Annotated in this window: 18 protein-coding genes; 6 read left to right on the top strand and 12 right to left on the bottom strand. The window is 71.0% G+C overall.

All coding sequences use genetic code 11. The features are described from left to right. The first annotated feature begins 4 nt into the window (after positions 1–4). Positions 5–871: a hypothetical protein gene (locus ABKW26_RS15550; RefSeq protein WP_348594784.1), complete on the top strand. Its 867-nt coding sequence runs from the start codon at positions 5–7 to the stop codon at positions 869–871. Here ABKW26_RS15550 and ABKW26_RS15545 read toward each other — a convergent pair. The 4 genes from ABKW26_RS15545 to ABKW26_RS15530 form a co-directional block, all read right to left on the bottom strand. Beyond that, positions 799–1,857: a cation transporter gene (locus tag ABKW26_RS15545; RefSeq protein WP_348594782.1), complete on the bottom strand. Its 1,059-nt coding sequence runs from the start codon at positions 1,855–1,857 to the stop codon at positions 799–801. The two genes, ABKW26_RS15550 and ABKW26_RS15545, sit on opposite strands and share 73 nt — an antisense overlap. Next, positions 1,854–2,327, bottom strand: coding sequence for a transporter substrate-binding domain-containing protein (locus ABKW26_RS15540; RefSeq protein WP_348594780.1), 474 nt, complete (start codon positions 2,325–2,327; stop codon positions 1,854–1,856). The genes ABKW26_RS15545 and ABKW26_RS15540 overlap by 4 nt, the downstream gene beginning before the upstream one ends. Positions 2,328–2,454: 127 nt before the next feature. Next, the gene (locus tag ABKW26_RS15535) at positions 2,455–4,614 is read right to left on the bottom strand and encodes a TerD family protein (RefSeq protein WP_348594778.1); all 2,160 of its coding nucleotides are present in this window, start codon (positions 4,612–4,614) and stop codon (positions 2,455–2,457) included. Positions 4,615–4,698: 84 nt separating this feature from the next. Beyond that, positions 4,699–5,409, bottom strand: coding sequence for an NAD(P)-binding domain-containing protein (locus ABKW26_RS15530; RefSeq protein WP_348594777.1), 711 nt, complete (start codon positions 5,407–5,409; stop codon positions 4,699–4,701). Positions 5,410–5,528: 119 nt separating this feature from the next. On the opposite strand from ABKW26_RS15530, the gene ABKW26_RS15525 reads away from it, so the two are divergent. Further along, entirely contained in the window at positions 5,529–5,906 is a 378-nt protein-coding gene (locus ABKW26_RS15525) for a helix-turn-helix domain-containing protein (protein WP_348594775.1), read from the top strand. Positions 5,907–6,083: 177 nt separating this feature from the next. Here ABKW26_RS15525 and ABKW26_RS15520 read toward each other — a convergent pair whose 3' ends face one another. Next, on the bottom strand, positions 6,084–7,223 hold the full coding sequence (locus tag ABKW26_RS15520) for a hypothetical protein (RefSeq protein WP_348594774.1): 1,140 nt from the start codon (positions 7,221–7,223) through the stop codon (positions 6,084–6,086). After that, on the bottom strand, positions 7,220–7,729 hold the full coding sequence (locus ABKW26_RS15515; protein ID WP_348594773.1) for a sigma-70 family RNA polymerase sigma factor: 510 nt from the start codon (positions 7,727–7,729) through the stop codon (positions 7,220–7,222). Before ABKW26_RS15515 ends, ABKW26_RS15520 begins: the two co-directional genes overlap by 4 nt. Before the next feature lie 250 nt (positions 7,730–7,979). Here ABKW26_RS15515 and ABKW26_RS15510 point away from each other — a divergent pair, with 250 nt between their 5' ends. Next, on the top strand, positions 7,980–8,852 hold the full coding sequence (locus ABKW26_RS15510) for an LLM class F420-dependent oxidoreductase (protein WP_348594771.1): 873 nt from the start codon (positions 7,980–7,982) through the stop codon (positions 8,850–8,852). A 22-nt stretch (positions 8,853–8,874) separates the two neighbouring features. Here the strand turns inward: ABKW26_RS15510 and ABKW26_RS15505 are convergent, their stop codons facing one another. Continuing rightward, positions 8,875–9,426 carry a GNAT family N-acetyltransferase gene (locus ABKW26_RS15505; RefSeq protein WP_348594769.1) on the bottom strand — a complete coding sequence of 184 codons (552 nt, stop codon included), beginning with the start codon at positions 9,424–9,426 and terminating at the stop codon, positions 8,875–8,877. A 70-nt stretch (positions 9,427–9,496) separates the two neighbouring features. Continuing rightward, complete coding sequence (locus tag ABKW26_RS15500; protein ID WP_348594768.1) at positions 9,497–10,117, bottom strand: NAD(P)H-dependent oxidoreductase; 621 nt, start codon at positions 10,115–10,117, stop codon at positions 9,497–9,499. Between the two features lie 83 nt (positions 10,118–10,200). Here ABKW26_RS15500 and ABKW26_RS15495 point away from each other — a divergent pair, with 83 nt between their 5' ends. From ABKW26_RS15495 to ABKW26_RS15485, 3 genes are all read left to right on the top strand, one after another. After that, entirely contained in the window at positions 10,201–10,686 is a 486-nt protein-coding gene (locus tag ABKW26_RS15495) for a MarR family winged helix-turn-helix transcriptional regulator (protein ID WP_348594766.1), read from the top strand. A gap of 4 nt (positions 10,687–10,690) precedes the next feature. Next, on the top strand, positions 10,691–11,644 hold the full coding sequence (locus tag ABKW26_RS15490; protein ID WP_348594764.1) for a 5'-3' exonuclease: 954 nt from the start codon (positions 10,691–10,693) through the stop codon (positions 11,642–11,644). 70 nt (positions 11,645–11,714) lie between these two features. Next, positions 11,715–13,457 carry a sodium:proton antiporter gene (locus ABKW26_RS15485; protein ID WP_348594762.1) on the top strand — a complete coding sequence of 581 codons (1,743 nt, stop codon included), beginning with the start codon at positions 11,715–11,717 and terminating at the stop codon, positions 13,455–13,457. A 205-nt stretch (positions 13,458–13,662) separates the two neighbouring features. Here ABKW26_RS15485 and ABKW26_RS15480 read toward each other — a convergent pair whose 3' ends face one another. Genes ABKW26_RS15480 through ABKW26_RS15465 form a run of 4 tightly spaced genes read right to left on the bottom strand, consistent with a single transcriptional unit; the run spans position 13,663 to position 16,914 of the window. Then, positions 13,663–14,160, bottom strand: coding sequence for a hypothetical protein (locus tag ABKW26_RS15480; protein ID WP_348594761.1), 498 nt, complete (start codon positions 14,158–14,160; stop codon positions 13,663–13,665). Then, positions 14,157–15,629, bottom strand: a complete 1,473-nt coding sequence (locus tag ABKW26_RS15475; RefSeq protein ID WP_348594760.1) for a hypothetical protein — start codon at positions 15,627–15,629, stop codon at positions 14,157–14,159. The genes ABKW26_RS15480 and ABKW26_RS15475 overlap by 4 nt, the downstream gene beginning before the upstream one ends. Next, positions 15,626–16,435 (bottom strand): hypothetical protein, encoded by an 810-nt coding sequence (locus ABKW26_RS15470; RefSeq protein WP_348594759.1) that lies wholly within the window; start codon positions 16,433–16,435, stop codon positions 15,626–15,628. Before ABKW26_RS15470 ends, ABKW26_RS15475 begins: the two co-directional genes overlap by 4 nt. Continuing rightward, the gene (locus tag ABKW26_RS15465) at positions 16,432–16,914 is read right to left on the bottom strand and encodes a hypothetical protein (RefSeq protein WP_348594758.1); all 483 of its coding nucleotides are present in this window, start codon (positions 16,912–16,914) and stop codon (positions 16,432–16,434) included. Before ABKW26_RS15465 ends, ABKW26_RS15470 begins: the two co-directional genes overlap by 4 nt. Positions 16,915–17,138 lie beyond the last annotated feature (224 nt).

Raw genomic sequence — 17,138 nt, 5'->3', positions numbered from 1 at the left:
CGCCATGCCTGGATCTGCACCGCTCTGGGACCTGCCCGGCATGCACCGGCCCCGCCGCGCCGCGGGCCCGCCCGAGCGGTCGCGTCGGACCCGTGGCGTCATCGGGCTTGCAGGCATCCTCGCCGTGCTCGGCGCGTGCGCACCGGGCTTCGACGAGGAGGGCGCCGCGCAGAACCTCGTCGTCGGGCTGCTCGGACAGAGGGCGATGACCTCCTACACCCAGGACATCGACGCGTTCGCTCGTGCGGCCGACGCAGCCGCGGACCCAGGAATCGTCCTCATCGGCATCGATCGGACCGGCACCTCCGACGTCCTGGGCCACCTGACGTTCGCCGTCGTGCCGCACGCACCCACCGGCACCACCCAGGATGACGGCTGGTTCATCCGGACGCCGGAGGGTGAGTGGGACCCCGGACCGTACTGCTTCCGGGTCGCGTTCGGCGCGTACGGCCCGACGGGCGAGTTCGGCACCATGGACGGGATCGACCGGCTGGACTGCCCCGACGACACCACGAGGCTGACCCCGCCGCCGTCGACCGAGCCGGCCGTCGCTGAGGGCTCGCGCGAAGCAGCGCACCAGATCCTCGCTGCCCTCCCGGCGGCCGGCACGCTCGTGGAAGACGACATCGCGGCCCAGATCGACGCCCTCCTGCCGGTCGAGGTCGAGGGGCGACCCGCGGCACAGGCCTTCGTGCTCGTGGAGGGATCGGACGTCGGCGTGGCGATGGGAGGAGCGGACGACTGCGTCCTCGTCGCGCGGTTCGGTGACGTCGTCACCGACGTCTACCCGCCGGGGATCTACCTCGAGGTCGGCGAGCTGGGCTGTCGGCCCGGCACCGCCCTGACACGAGACCTGCGACCGCCGCACTGAGCGCGGCGGTCGCGGGCGCTCAGGCCGGGGAGGAACTCTTCCGGCAGCTCCTCGACCGGCACGAGTGTCATGTCCTGGACCTTCCAGTCGAGCGCGACGACCGCCTCGCGCGCGTCCCGCAGCGTCCCGAGCGACGGGGCGCCGGCACTGGGGACGACGAACGACTCGATGTGGAACACGTGCCCGAGGTCCCGGACCCGGGAGCCTGCCTCGGCAACCCACGGGAGGCTGCGGAGGAGCTCGTCGACCTCGTCCACGAGCGGGTGGGTGTCCTTGCCGTCGACCGAGGTGGCCTGGGCGTCCATGAGGGCTGACGTCGCGACGCGGAGGTTGCGGACGCCGTCGGAGAGGATGCTCCCGGAGATGAACAGGGCTGCCGCGGAGTCGGCCCACCAGAGACCGGCGCCGATGCCGAGGATGCCGACGATGCTCCCGGCGGCCGTCATCCAGTCGGCCTTGTTCATGTCCGCGTCGGCGTAGAGGACCCGGTCGTGGAGCGTGCTCGCGAGAGGCATCTTTGCGCGCCCGAGGAAGACCGGCGGGACACCGGTGAGGACCATGGCGACGATCATCGGCCAGCCCGACCACACCGGACGGCCGGCGATCTCCATGAGGCCGACGGGCGGGTGCTCGGCGGCGATCAGCCCGGTACCGGAGTCGAAGACCATGAAGGCCCCCATCGCGACCAGCGCAGTCCTGGCGACGAGATGTCCCACGCCGATCGACCGGTGGAGGCCGTACGGGTGCTTCTCGCTCGGACGCCGGTGCGCGAAGTGCACAGCGACGAGGAAGGCGATCGGCGGGATGAAGGAGAGCAGGTCCTCCACCCATGCCGCCTTCATCGCCTGCGAGCTGCCCATGACGACGTAGACGAGCGTCACGGCGAGGACGAGGAAGCCGATCGTCACCCACGCGAGGCGGACAGCCTTGCGCAGGGCGTCCGCCTGCTCGTCGGGAAGCTCCGTGTGGCCGAAGGTCGTGGTCATCGCTCGGCTTCCTGATCGAGAAGGAAGGCCTCGAGCTCGACGAGGAACGCGTTCTCGCCCAGCGGTGCGGCCATGACGCGCTTCTCCTCGGTGCCGTCCTCCGCGGTGGTGGTCGTGTACGGGTAGGTGAGCGCGGCGTGCGACGCCCACGGAGACTTCGCCGTGAGACCTCCGACGACGAGGTCGAGCTCGCTCCGCTCCAGCTGGTCCATGAGGTCTCCCTCGCCACCGGGGGTCCACTCGATGTCGGCGTCGATCGATGCCGCGAAGTCCTCGACCAGGTCGACCTCGAGCCCTTCGGGGTCCGCCATCTCGCCGGCGAGGACCGTCCACGGCGGGTTCGGCGAGACGCCCACCCGCAGGACTCCGTCGGTGACACGGTCGAGCGTGCCATCAGGATCGGCCGGGAACGACGACGCGCACCCGGACGTGCACAGGACCGCGAAGGCCACGAGCAGCTTCCCCATCATGTCGCCAGTGAAGCCCATCTCGAGGGTTTCGGCACGTCAAGGACCTGCCGGGGCTGCCGTGCAACGGCGGGCTCGCTCGGCTCGGTGCCCGGGCCCCAACGGTCTGCTCCTGGAACCCACGTCCCGATCAGGCGTCGAGGTCGCTCTCGCCGAGGTCGTCGGGTGAGGATGTCGGTTCCGCGAGCTTGGGAGCGGGCGGGACCCAGGCTCGCAGCGGCTGGAGGACGGCCGCGTAGAACGCCTCGGTTGCCCCGATGACGGAGGGGATGAAGGCACCCTTGAGCCCAGATCTCTTTGTGCCGAGAGGGGTGAAGGCCGTCAGCTCGAAAGATACGACATCGGCAGTGCGTTCCGACACGAGCGTGGAGGGGGACTCCCGGACGTCCCCGAGCCGCTCGCACGTGTCCTCCGCCTGGCCTGCGTAGTGGACGTCGACGAGGATCTCGTCGGGCGCATCCTTGAGCTGACGGAGGAGCCAGGAGATTCGACGCTGGGCGCCGCCCTCCTGGGGAGCGGGGATGCTCGCGCTGACGCGGACCTTGCTCGTCCGAAGATCGGCGACGACAGTCAGCGCCCCTGCCGCGCCGGGCACCTTGAGGGTTGCTGCCATCGTCCCGAGCGCTGCGAGCTGCTCGACGGCCGCTTGCGCGCGTTCCGTGGCATCGGTGGCGAGCTTGCGCGGCATGACGTGCGTGACGGGAACGCCGAGCTCGGCGGTGAGGCGCAGGCACAGCTGTCGGACGAGTCGGATCCACGAGTTGGCGACCGTCGGGACCTTACGGTCGCCCGCTCGCAACGTCCCGGCGGCGACCGCCTCGCGGACGGCGACCCAGCTGGATCCCATGTCGTCGAAGCCCGTCGCTCCGGACCTCGGGTGCTCCAGGTAGCGGATGAGCTCGTGGAGAACCCATGCCTGCATCGCGTCTCCGACTCCGCGGTGCGTGAGGACCATGCGGGCCTCGTGCAGCACCTCCGCCCAGGAGAGGTGGAAGAGCGCGACCGACTTCAGCTTGTTCGCAGAGACGGCGACGGGGTGCTCGCCCATGCCTGGAGCGATCTCGTTCGAGAGGGTGACCACGGCGTCGTAGCCCTCGGCGCGCGCGACGTCGAGGTATTGCTCGACCTGTTCCTTGCGCAGCTGACCGGTGCCCGTCTTGACCTCGAGGATTCCGGTCCAGGTCTTGGTGCCCCGGGCGATCCGGATGACGCCGTCGGGGATCACGCGGTGCTCGCCGTGCGTGAAGGGGACCTCGAGGTAGGTCTCGACGGTGCCGGCGGGTGCGCCGAAGTGTGCGCTGACGGCGCGCGCGAAGGGACGGACACCCATCATCGTCGACAGGAGAGCGGACGTCGCTCGCTTCTCCTGCTCGTCGGACCCGCCGACGCCGTAGATCGAGAACAGCCGCGCTGGGACCCACGTCTCGGCACCTGCGAGCCTGGGGACGGGGGCGGCAACGACAGTTCTCTGCTTCTTGGTCCGGACGCCGTCTCGTCGGCCGGTCGTCGCAGCAGTGCGGCTGGCCGGGGTGTCCCTCGGCTCCTGAGCGTTGTCTGGCGACGGTGCACCGAGTGCTTCCGGTGTGCCCGACTCAGGGATGGGGAGCTCGAGGACCTCGACGAGCTCGTCCGGCGTGCCGGGGCCCGGAGCCGCTCCTACCTCCCGCACCGGCTCGGTGAGAAGAGAGTCCGAGGTCGGCAGCATTGGGACCACCGCTCCTGGCGGCGCGACAGCAGCCTCGGCTGTGGTCTCCGTGGGATCGTCGTGAACGCTCACGCCGAAGTCGGTGGCGAGGCCGGCCAGGCCGCTGTCCCATCCTTGGCCGACGGCGCGGACCTTCCAGCTCCCGGCGCGACGGTAGATCTCCCCGAAGACGAACGCTGTCTCGGTGGTGGCCTCACCGATGTCGTAGGTGAGGAGCGGGGTGCCCGTCTCGTCGAGCACCACCAGTCGAAGACCGTCGAGCTCACCGAAGGTTCCCTCCGCGAGGCTCGCGGTGATGGCGACGGCGTCGACGTCCTCGCCGAGGTCTTCGAGATCGAGAGACAGACACTCCTCGGCACCGGTCTCGCTCGCCGTCCGCCCGAGGTGCTGGACCGCGCCGTCAGTAGAGACTGGCTGGTTGTAGAAGACGAAGTCGTCGTCGCCCCGGACCTTGCCGCCACTGAGCAGCAGGGCCGAGGCGTCGACGTCGATGCTGTCGTCTGACCATCCGACCACCACCCGGACGCGATCGACGGTGGAGGTGAGGGAGGTGTTCTCACCGCGGGTCAGTGCCTGCGTGGTCATGAGCCTCAAAGTGCCCGACCCGATCCTGACCAGGGGGCACTCGTCGCCAGGTGCCGGAAGTTCACCCGCGACGATCGTGGACGATCACATGTCGCGGTACCGCTTCGCCTCGGCGAGCGCGGCGGAGAGCTGGTCGCGGTCGACCGGGAACCCGGGGCCGGCGCTGAACTCGCCGTCAGGGCCGACGCCGGCGCCGTCGCCCATGTACGGCACGCAGTAGGCGGGCAGGTCGCGCTGGAAGCGCCACCCTTCCGCGAGGGGGCCGGCGTCGAGGGTGTCGTAGCCGATGGAGTCGAGGAGATCGGTGACGATCCGCTTCGCGTCGGGCTCGTCGCCGGCGATCGCCAGGGTCGAGCGGTCGGGCGCGCCTGCGGGGCGCGCGAGGCGTCCCAGGTGCTGGTAGACGATGTTGTTGAACGCTTTGACGACGTGCGAGGTCGGCAGGTGGGCCTGGAGGAGCTCGCTGGTCGTCGTCGACTCGGCATCGAGCTCGGCGATGCGGCCGTCACGGTCGGGGTAGTAGTTGTTCGTGTCGATGACGACCTTGCCTGCGAGGGGCTCGACCGGGACGGCGCGGTAGTCCTTGAGCGGGACGGTCACGACGACGATGTCTGCCCGTGCTCCGGCCTCCGCCGGGGTGGCGGCGCTCGCGTGCTCTCCGAGGGCGGCGACGAGCACGTCGAGGGTGCGTGGGCCTCGGCTGTTGCTGAGGATCACGTCGTGGCCGCCGGCGATCGCCAGCCGGGCCAGGGTGCTGCCGATGAAGCCTGCACCGATGAGTCCGATCGTTGCCATGTCTCTCCTTCGTCGTGTGAGAGGGACCGCTCCGCGACCCCTCAATAACTGTAGTACGCGAACGACCGTACTACGACGATCATCGTATGATGAGGTCTCGACACCAGTGAGGAGCAGGAGTGCGCACGATCAGCCACCCCGACCGCAGTGCCTTGCGTCTCGACGCCGTGCTGGCAGCACTCTCGGACCCTGTGCGCCGGTCCATCGTGAGTCGGTTGGCGGAGCGCGCCGACGGCCACTCCTGCCAGACCTTCGAGCTTCCCGTCGCCAAGTCCACCGCGACGCACCACTTCCGGGTACTCCGGGAGTCGGGCGTCATCCGCCAGGAGTATCACGGCACGTCGATCATGAACTCCCTGCGCGCAGGCGACCTCGACGACCGCTTCCCCGGACTCCTGTCGGCCGTCCTCGCGGCCCAGCGCGCCGAGAGCGCGGCCGACCGCCGATGCGACGGCGCTGCAGAGCGCGCCACCCCACCGAGCGCGGATCCCGCCTAGACCAGCGAGCGCACCACGCGTGCGGGCGACCCGACGACCACCGTGCACGACGGGCCGGGTCGAGGTCGTGGTCGTGCGTGGCGAGCGCGACATTGTGACCGATGAGCTCCGCGAGCAGCTCCCGCACCCGCGCCGGCTCGTGGTACCTGCCGTTGAGCGCCGCCAGGAGATCGCCTGCTAGCGGCCGGGTGCGTCCTCGGGGCCCGGAGCGCCGATGACACGGCTGTCGTCGAGGGATACGGGCTCGACCTTCTCGGCGAGCGCGACGAGCTCGTCGAAAGACCCGGTGCCGACGAGGGAGTAGCTCACGCCGTTCTGCGTCCACTTCAGCCACCCGAAGGTCGCGAACGCCAGATCAGCACCGTTCGTGCTGAACACCGCTGGCACACCGTTCACCTCCGCGAAGGCGGTGCTGGGCGCGTGCATCGAGGCCGCGACCTCGGGCGGCGCTCTGAAGACCGTCGTGGCAGAGAGCACCGTGACCGGAGGGTCCGCGGCGGGCTGGCCGTCTTCCTCCCCGTAGTACGCCGACCACATCTTCACGGAGGTCGTGGGGGCAACGGTCGAGACCGGCGCGACCGTCAGGCCTGCGGGGACGGACGACGCGTCCAGCGTGAACCCGCTGAAAGACAGCCCGTCGAGCACCGCGAGCGCTTCGGCAGCGGGGAAGCCGCTGCTCATCGCCATCCAGCGGGTGCCGTCGGCCGTGAGCCACGACAGCTGGATGCTCTGGTCGCCGGAGTCCCGCATGAGTGCGTCGTGACCGCCGACGACTACGTGGTCGAGAGGTGCGTCGGCGTAGCTGTCGTCCACGCCTTCGGTGCTCGCGAAGGGATCTTGCACGTCCGGCCACACGGAGATTCCGCGCACGGGATCGGCATCGTAGAGCACCGCGGCGGGTACGGCGTCAGGACAGTTGCCCTCGTCGAGGTGCACCTCGACGTGCGTGAGCGCGATCGGTGGGTCGGAGATGAGGGCGGCGGACCGCACGATGACGGAGTCGTCCGACCAGGTGTCCCGCTCGATCTGACTCCCGAAGCCCACGTTGCACGCCGCATCGTCTGCGCTCGCGGACGCCGGCAGTGCCCCGAACGGCAGCGGAGCCTGGGTTTCTGCGAGCGGCGCACCGCTCTGCGACCCGAGCGGCAGGATGGTTCCGGCTGCGAGCGTCGCGACGAGAGCGAGCCCGATCGCCCCCGCGCGCATGGTCCGGTGACGGCGCAGGATCGCGCGCGAGCGTCGCTCGACGCTCGCGAGGTCGGGCGTGCGCGTCCCCACCTCGACATCGGCGAGCCGGTCCAGAAGGTGGTCGTTCATCGTGGGTCTCCGTTCAGGACCGGCCCGAGGGCAACGGCAAGCTGTCTACGAGCATTCGAGAGCGTCGAGGCGACCGTGCCTCGCGCGATGTTCATGGCGGCGGCGATCTCCGCCTCGGGAAGGTCAGCGACGTACCTCAGTGCGACGGCGGTCCGCGCCCGGGGCGCGAGCTCTGCGACCGCACGCCACAAGGCATCGTCGGGGACCGCAGGCTCAGGAACGTCAGCCAGTCGCAGCCGCGCGACGTAGCGTCGCTCGAGTCGCGTTCGCCGCCACGTTCGCCGCAGCTCGTTGAGCGCGACGGAGTACACCCAGCCGCCGGGTGAGGTCATCCGGCTCACGGTGCGCCAGGACGCGAGGGCACGAGCAAAGGCCTCCGAGGCGGCCTCTTCGCCGAGGAGCGGGTCGCCGGCGGCGAGGGCGAGGGCGCGGCTGACGCGAGGGAACTCGGCCTGGTACCACTCTGCGAACAGGAGCGGTGGGGGAGGGTCCGGGGAGGTCGTCATGCCCCTACAAGTCCTTGGACCGTGAAAGTGTTCAGTCCTGCGCGCAGATGCATCTGCCGTGCGATCAGCACCTGGAGCCCTCCCTCGCTCGAAGGGGAGCAGCGGCCCCGTGCCGATCCTCCCAGCGGAACGCGCCCACGATTGATCACGCGACCAGCGCAGTCGTAGCGCCATCGGCTGGGACGCGTTCGACGACACGCCTGTCCTGCCCATCGGCGAGGACCCCGCCCTCGGACCGTACGCTGAAGCGATGAGACTCGGTGTGCACTTCTGGAACTTCTCCTTGCCCGGTGGGCCGGAGGCCGTCGCTCCGACGCTGGCGGCGACGGCGCGTGCGGCGGAGAACGGCGGTGCGGACACGTTCACGCTCATGGACCACTGGTTCCAGATGGAGAGCGCGACGGCCAGCGCGACAGAGCCGATGCTCGAGGGCTACACGTCGCTCGGCTTCCTCGCGGGGCAGACGGAGCGCATCGCGCTCGGCCTCATGGTCACGGGAGTCACGTACCGTCATCCCGGCTTGCTCGCGAAGATCGTCACCACTCTCGACGTCCTCTCGGGCGGCCGCGCGCTCCTCGGGATCGGCGCGGCCTGGTACGAGCGCGAGCACCGGGCGCTCGGCGTCCCCTTCCCGCCGGTCGCGGAGCGCTTCGAGCGGCTGGAGGAGACCCTGCAGGTCTGCCGGCAGATGTGGAGCGACGACGACGGCCCGTTCGACGGCGCCCACTACCAGCTCGCCGAGACGATCTGCTCGCCGCGCCCCATCCAGACCCCCGGGCCGCGCATCCTCGTCGGCGGTGGTGGTGAGCGCAAGACGCTCCGGCTCGTCGCGCAGTACGCGGACGCGTGCAACCTCTTCGACATCGGGGTCGACGGTGTCCGGCACAAGCTCGACGTGCTCGCCGAGCACTGCGAGGCAGTCGACCGGGACCCTGCGACGATCGAGAAGACCATCATGGTCGGAGGGGACCCCCTCGCTGACGTCGACGGCTTCCTCACGACGATGGCCACGTACGCCGAGCTCGGGATCGAGCAGGTGTGGGTCAGCCCGCCGAGCGAGGACCCGGCATGGTGGACGGCCCAGCTCACGAAGCAGGCCGTGCCGCGGCTCCACGACCTCTAGCAGCCCCGTGACCCTGAGCGCCTCAGCGGGACCCGGCGCTCCGCTCCGCTGCCACCTCGAAGATCGTCTCGAGGCCGTCCTCGTCGTCCCACTGCTCGCCGACCTCGACGAACCCGTACTGCGCGACGAGCGCCCGGGACGGCGCGTTGTCGGGCTTGATCGTCGCGCGAACGGTGCGCACGGCGGGCTCGTGGGCTGCCCGGCCGAGCAGCGCCTCGAGGGCGGCGCGCGCGTAGCCGTGACGGCGGTGCGCCGGGTCGACGGCGTATCCCACCTCGACCATGCCGTGCGGGTCGGGCGGCCCGTGGAAGCCGGCACGGCCGACGGCGGTGCCGGTCTCCATGTCGACGACCACCCGCGTGATCCAGCCAGCCGACGCCGGGTCCGCGCGCACCTGCGAGCTGCGCATCGCCCACACCCCGACCCAGTCGGGTCCGACGAAGTACGGTGTCAGCGGCACGGGGGAGAGACGGTTCGCGACGGTGAGGTCGCCGGCCGCGAGAGCGTGGATCGCATCGATGGGCAGCTCGACGAGCTCGACGGAGCGAGGGGCGCGGGGTGAGGAGGTCGGCACCGCCGAAGCCTAGCGGGACGATGACGGAGCGGGACGACGCCCGAGCAGCGCGACGCCCCAGCGTGACGGTTCAGCTCAGCGTGCGGAATCGTTCGGTGATCCGTGCGAGGGCCTTGTCGCGGCTCGCTGGGCCGCGCGCCTCGGAGCGGTGCACGGCGATCCAGCGCACGCGCCGGATCCCGATGAGGCGGAACGTCCCTTGCACGAGGATGCGGTGGGCGGGCCGGCCGAACCAGGTGCGGTAGAGCGGTCTTGAGGTGGTCATGGTGGTGAGGACGGTGACGCCGTCGAGCCGGTCGAGGCGCCGGACGAGCGCGCCGCCGGGGCGGGGCTCGTCGAACGCGAAGCCGCGCGTGAGGACGCGGTCGAGGAAGCCCTTGGTCCCGGCGGGCATCGCCATCCACCACGTGGGGAACACGAGGGCGAGGTGGTCGGCGGCGGCGAGCCGTGACTGGAGCCCGGCGACGTCGTCGCGCGGGGGAGCGCCGGTGCGCCAGGCGACGAGGTCGTCGGCGGTGAGCACGGGGTCGAACCCTTCGGCGGCGAGGTCGACGACGTCGTGGGTGTGGCCTGCCGCGTCGAGGCCGGCGACGGCGGCCGCGAGCATGGCAGCCGAGAGGCTGCGCCGGTGGGGGACGTTGTCCGACGCGGTCGCGCCGTAGGGGTGGTCGAAGACGACGAGGACGTGCACGGTGGCTCCTGGAGATGATCGATGCGCAACGGTTGCGAATGCAACGGTTGCACACGGGACGGTCGAGGGTCAACACTGGACCTATGACCGACGACCGTGCCGACGATCCCGCCGACGACCGCACCGCCCCCACCCCCGAGCCGGAGTGCTCGGGCGGCGACCAGCTCGTCGACCTCTGGCTCGGCGCACGCCGCGCCGTCGCCGCGCTCGAGCGCGCCATGGAGTCCCGGCTCCAGGCCGAGGTCGGCATCTCCTCGCCCCGCTACGCGCTGCTCTGCGCGACCGGGGCGCCCGGCGCCACGAACCAGCAGGGGATCTCCGCCGCGCTCGGGCTCAACAAGAGCAGCATCAGCCGCCAGGTGGAGGCGGCGGTCCAGGACGGTCATCTCGCCGCCCACGCCTCCCCCGGCTCGCGCCGTGACAAGGAGGTGGTGCTCACCCCTGCCGGGCGCGCCCTCCTCGACCGCGCCGACGCCGTCCTCGCCACGCTCGCCCGCGACATCGACCCCCGGGAGGCCGACATCGCCCTCAGGGTGCTCGACGGCCTCGGCTCCGCAGCCGTACGGTGACGCCATGACGGAACGCCGCCCGCTCCTCCTGCTCGACACCGCCTCGCTGTACTTCCGTGCGTTCTACGGCGTCCCCGACTCCGTCAAGGCACCCGACGCCACCCCGGTGAACGCCGTGCGCGGGCTCCTCGACATGATCGCCCGGCTCGTCACCGACCACCGGCCGTCGCGCCTCGTCGCGTGCTGGGACGACGACTGGCGTCCCGCGTTCCGCGTCGAGGCCATCCCCACGTACAAGGCGCACCGTGTCGCCGAGGTCCTCCCGGACGGCGAGGAGGCCGAAGAGGTTCCCGACCTGCTCGCGCCGCAGATCCCCGTCATCGTCGATGTCCTCGCAGCGCTCGGCATCGCCCGCGTCGGCGCACCGGGTTACGAGGCCGACGACGTCATCGGCACCCTCGTCGCCCAGGAGCGGGAACGGCCGGCAAGGGACCGCTCGCCCATCGACGTCATCACCGGCGACCGCGACATGTTCCAGCTCGTCGACGACGACGCCCAGGTGCGGGTCCTCTACACGCAGCGTGGCATCAAGAACCTCGAGGTCGTCGACGAGGCGCGCCTCGCGGAGAAGTACGCGGTCGCGTCGGGCCAGGCGTACGCAGACATGTCGGTGCTGCGCGGCGACGCGAGCGACGGGCTCCCCGGCGTCCCCGGGATCGGCGAGAAGACCGCCGCGACGCTCGTTGCCCGCTACGGCGACCTCGCCGGCATCCTCGCCGCATGCGACTCCGGCGACCCGGGGATGACCGCGGGCCAGCGCAAGCGGCTCGTCGAGGCCGCGGACTACCTCGAGGTCGCACCCGCCGTCGTGCGGGTCGCACCGGACGCCCCCGTCGGCGACGTGCACGACGCCCTGCCCACCGCCCCGGCCGACCCCGAGGCGCTCGACGAGCTCGCCACGCGGTGGGGCCTGACCTCGAGCGTGCAGCGGGTGCTCGCAGCACTCGACCTCGACTGACACCGGCGCTCGCAGCGCGCACCTGAGTCGCTCACAGGTCCGGTGCGCCCGCCCGGCCTAGTGTTGCGTCATGGAGTACGCGCTGCTGGGGGTCGTCGGCATCGTCACCGTCGTGGCCGTGGCCGCGTTCGCCACCCGGCTCGGCATCGCGGCCCCGCTCGTGCTCGTCGTCGTGGGGATCGTCGCCAGCTACGTCCCCGGGGTGCCGGACTTCGAGTTCCCGCCGGAGCTCATCCTCGCGGTGGTCCTGCCGCCCATCCTCTACTCGGCCGCCGTCAACGTCCCGCTCGTCGACTTCCAACGCAACCTCAAGGCCATCACCGGCCTGTCCGTGCTCCTCGTCATCGTCTCCGCGCTCGTCAGCGGAGCCGTCCTCCACCTCCTCCTGCCCGACCTCAGCATCCCGGCGGCCATCGCGCTCGGAGCGGTCATCAGTCCGCCGGACGCCGTCGCCGCGACCTCGATCGGCAAACGCCTCGGCCTGCCACCGCGACTCGTCACGGTGCTCGAGGGAGAGGGCCTCGTCAACGACGCCACCGCGCTCGTGCTCCTGCGCTCCGCCGTCGCCGCGACCGCGGGCGCGGTGACGTTCGCCGAGATCGCCGGGGACTTCGTCTACGCGGTCGTGGCCGCGATCGTCGTCGGCCTCGTCGTCGGGCACGTGACCGTGCGGGTGCGGTCCCGGCTCGACGACCCGGTGCTCAACACCGCGATCTCCTTCGCCGTGCCGTTCGTCGCGTACTTCCCGGCCGAGGAGATCGAGGCGTCGGGCGTCCTCGCGGTCGTCGTCGCCGGCCTCGTCACCGGGCACCGCAGCGCGAGCCACTTCAGCGCGCAGGACCGGCTCACCGAGCGGATCAACTGGCGCACCATCCAGTTCATCCTCGAGAACGGCGTCTTCCTCCTCATGGGCATCGAGCTCAAGGCGCTCGTCGACCAGGTGCAGGACGACGACCTCGGGGTGGGGCGGGCCGTCCTGCTCGGCCTCCTCGTCACCGGTGTGCTCGTCCTCGTCCGGGTCGCGTTCGTCGTGCCGCTCATCGCGGTCCTGCGCCGTGACCAGCGACGCGCGGTCGGGCGTGTGAGCCGTCTCGACGGCGCGCTCGAACGCCTCGACCGCATCGAGGGCGAGGCTGCCGACCCAGCCGTGGACCTCGACGGAGAGCAGGCAGCGCGGCGTCTCAAGGCCCGGCGATTCCTCACGCGCCGACGCGCAGACGTCCGGTTCCTCACCGCGGAGGGCCTCGGCTGGCGTGGTGGCGCTGTCCTCGCGTGGTCGGGGATGCGCGGAGTCGTGACGCTCGCCGCCGCCCAGTCGCTCCCGAGCGACATCCCGTACCGACCGCAGCTCGTCCTCATCGCGTTCACGGTCGCGATCGTCACGCTCCTCGTCCAGGGCGGCACGCTGCCGATCCTCATCCGTGCGCTGAAGATCACCGGCACGGACGCCGCCGCAGACCGTGCCGAGCTCGCCGGGCTCTACGAGACGATCGCCGCGACCGGCATGGCCACCCTCGACAACCCGACGCTCCAGCGATCCGACGGCGTTCCGTTCTCACCGGAGGTCATCGAGCGGGTCCGCGAGGAGAGCCTCATGCTCAGCGAGGCCGTCGCCGAGCGCTCGGACAGGGAGGGCGCCCGCCCGCACGCCCAGCACCGTGCCCTGCGGCTCCTCGTCCTGCAGGCCGAGCGGGCCGCCCTGCTCGATGCCCGTGCGAGCGGCGAGTACAGCTCCCGGGTCCTCGAGCGCGCGCAGTACATGCTCGACCTCGAAGAGTCCCGGCTCACGCAGCTGGGCGACGACCCGGCGTAGCGCAGGTGCGGCGTCGTGTCGGTGGTGAGGTGGGTCTAGCTGACGGCGTAGCAGACCTCGACGCGCCGTTCGGTGAGGTCCTCGAACTGGTCGAACGTGGTGTCGTAGCGACCACACCCGGGGGAACGGCGCCTCGGGGCGTTGCGGCGCACGCCAGATGATCGCTCACCGCACGCCCGGAGCCGGCGCAGGCACCACCGATGGGTCATCCGCACGCCGGAGCCGGAGCAGGGGTGGGGTCCGAGCCGGGCTCAGGGCGCGGGCCGTAGCGCTCGGCAAGGGCGGCCTCGGACCACCATCCGTCGTCCGGGCCGAGGTCTCGCTGCGAGAAGTGTTCGTCCTGCGGGTCAGGTCCGCGCAGCACCTCGACCTCGATGAGCGTGGAGCGCCCCATCCAGAGGATGGCGTAGACCTGGTCCATGACGCAGAACGCGTCGGCTTCGCTCTGCACCTCGTCGTCGACGGTGACGAAGGCGTCGTAGTAGTCGCCGTTCTCGAACGTGTACGGCACGTACTCCACGGACGCCTGCGAGACGTGGTCGATCTCCTGGATGAGGGCGAGCAGGTCGGCGTCGTTCACCGGTCCTTCGGGTGCGTCGTCCTGGAGGTCGTCCGGGTTGCACGACGCGAGCGTCCAGGCCGCCGCGGCGGCGGTCAGCCCGGCGAGCACCCGGTGGAGCGTGCGGTGCGGCGCGCGCCTCACGAGACGGCCTGGATCTCGTAACGACGCACGTCGGCGGTGACGCCTTCACCGGCGAAGAAGTCCTGGTTCTGCTCGCGCCATGCGACGACGCTGGGGTCGCTCGAGGTGTCGATCTGGCCACCGGTCGCGGCGTAGTGCACGGTGTTGTGCGCCTCGCCAGGATTGAGCGCGTCGCCGGCTTCCGTCACCGTGTGGACGTCCTGCGTCACGTCGCGTCCCACGGTCACCCAGTTGGCGGAGTCGGGGTTCTCCCGGCCTTCGAGCATGGGGACCGGGTCCTGGTCGTGCTCGATCGCGAGCACCGAGACGTCGTCGGGGATGTCGAACCGGGCGATCGGCGAGCCGCCGGTGACGATGCTCGTCACGTTGAACTCCTCGCGGAACGCGGGGTCGGACGCCATGGCCGCGCAGGCGATGCCGCCCTGGCTGTGGCCCGTGAGCATCACCGGCTCGCCAGGTGCGATCCCCGCGTCGCGCATCGCCTGCGCGATCTGCTCGCGCATGACCGTGTCCTGCGCGCTCATGAGGTTGACGTTCGTCGTGAGGTCCACCGGGTTGTCCGTACGGGTCGCGGCCCAGTCCTGTGTCCCGGGGACCTGCACGACGTGCGAGACGCTCCCGTCAGGGTGTGTCACCGTCGAGATCTGAACCTGTCCGTCGTGTCCTGCGACGTCCTTCTGCTGCTCGAAGATCGACATGACCGAGCTCGGTGCGTGCATCCCCGCGTCAGCCCCTTCGACAGGCACCACCGTGAAGCTGCCTTCGTCACGGAACGCACCGAAGAGCTGACCGCCTGCGACGAGGCCACCGACGGCGTGCTCGTAGTCCGCGGTCGGCCACTGCCCACCGGAGAGCACGAACGGCAGGACGGGTCCGAGGAGACCAGTGGCCATCCCCTGGACGAACCACGGCGTGCTCGCCGTTGCGTGCTCCATGAGCCACGGGTTCTCGAAGAGACTCTGCATCGCCGTGTCACCGATCGCGTCGCCGATCGCCTCGCGGTTGGCATAGCCGAGCGTGCCGAGCGCCAGTGCCAGCCTGGGGTTCATGAGGGCCAGCAACCCCGCACCGGCGCCTGCACTCAGGAGGAGGCCGGGCAGTGCGAGGCCGACCGCGAAGCCACCGGCGGCGTGCAGTCCCTGGTACACGGCCTGCTGGGTCGTCTCGATGACCTCGTACGACAGGACGGTGCCCTGGAGGACGAGTGCCGAGCCCTCGAGGACGACGCTCACCGGAAGGAGCCCGTTCGGCCCTGTAGCCGCCGAGGCCAGGGCGAGCTCGACGGTCGCGACCTCTGCTGGGCACAGGACGAGCGCGTCGAGGATGTCGGGGTCCACGAGGAGCTTCGCGACGTCGTCCGACCACGTCCGGACGTCGTCACCTGCCCTGTCGAGGACCCCCGCCTGCGCGAGCAGATCCGCGTACGTCGCCCCGACGCCTCCGGCGCCTCCGCTGACGTCGATCGTCATGCTGCGTCTCCTGTCGCGCGGAGGACCGTGTCGAGGCGTCCCGAGAGGTCGATGAGCAGTATCCGGCCGATGTCCTCGGGCGTGCGCGGGGTGTGGGCCACCATGCCGTCACGCCCGCGTGCGAGCTCGACCCAGCCCGCGGCGCAGCGCACCAGCGACAGGACGCTCGTCCCCTCGCGCCCGGCGCTGCGCGAGCTGATGACCAGGCTCCCGTCCATCGTCGCGACGGCTGCCTCGACGACGGCCGGAGGACCGGGGATCAACAGGTCGCGGCAGATCGCCTGGACGAGCGCGCGGTCTGCCGTCCGCAGCCCGCGGGCGAGAGCGATGGTCAGCTCCTCGGGCACCACGGCTGCGGGTGCGTCGACCGTCACCGGCGCGGGCGGGACGAGCCGCAGGACCTCGTCGAGGAGGCGGGACAGCGGGAATGCGCTCACCTCGACGCCCGCACGCAGGTTCGTCGAAGACTCGCCGTCGACGGGCGTCACGTCGAGGCCACGGACGAGCGACGACGCGACCCGGCCGTCGGTCCACACGGTGGCCAGGACGCCGCGATCGCCTGAGACGGCTGCTACCTCGACCTCGAGCACTGCCGACCCGCGCATGCGAACCGCCTCGCTCAGAGCCGTGTCGACGGGGACGTCGGCGAGGCTCTTGACCTCGTCCGGGTCCGCGAGCTCGTCTGGCTCCGCCCAGGCGACGGTGTCGAGGTCACCCGACGTAGCGAGCACGGCGCGCCACTGCGGCTCGGTGAGCGCTCGACGCAGGACCCCGTCCTGCTCCTCGAACGCGATCGTGTCTGTCACGTGACCTTCTCCTTGACGTCGCTGAGGAAGTCCTTGCCGAGGTCGATCCACTCCGGGTCCCCGATCGGCGGGAGGGAGCGCATGCTGTCCACGAGCTCCTGCGCAGCATCCCGGGCGGCGTTTTCCGCGTCGGTGAGCTCGTCACGCGCCCAGCCCCACAGTCGTCCCAGCGTCGACCGCGCGCCGTCGACCGCGTCGGTGACGGCGTTCATCGCCCGACGGATGAGCTCCTGGCGGGCTTCGAGTGCTTGGGCCAGGGCCTCGAGCGCTTCGGCCGCGTCGATCATCTCGTCGCGCGCGTCACCGATCGAGAGGGAGTGCTCGGCGAGCCGCTCGCGGTAGCGGTCCGCGGCGGTACTGACCCACTGGACCCCCGAGCCGGCGGCGACAGAGTCCCGCGTGGTCTGGACGTCGAGCGCCCATGTGCGGATGACGCGCGCCTTGTCCCGGATCGTGTCCGGGTCCCCCCCGATAGCCATGCCGTGGACCGTACCCGGGGACGTCATCGGCCGTCGATGGGGTGAGGTCCCCGGTCGCCTGCGACGCCTGCGGTGAACGGTTGACACCTTCTGCCGGGTCTGTCAGGGTCGTGACTCACGCGGGGAAGCGCTTCCCCGTCCGCGTGTCGCCCGCACGGTTCTCTTCCCGGTTCGCTCAGTGACGAGCAGCCCGGCGGCTTGAATCGATTCACGCAAGCGTCCAC

Source organism: Sanguibacter sp. 25GB23B1, from assembly GCF_040012415.1.
GTDB lineage: Bacteria > Actinomycetota > Actinomycetes > Actinomycetales > Cellulomonadaceae > Sanguibacter.
The sequence above is the reverse complement of the archived record's forward strand: the minus strand, read 5'-3'. Positions and strand labels throughout refer to the sequence as shown.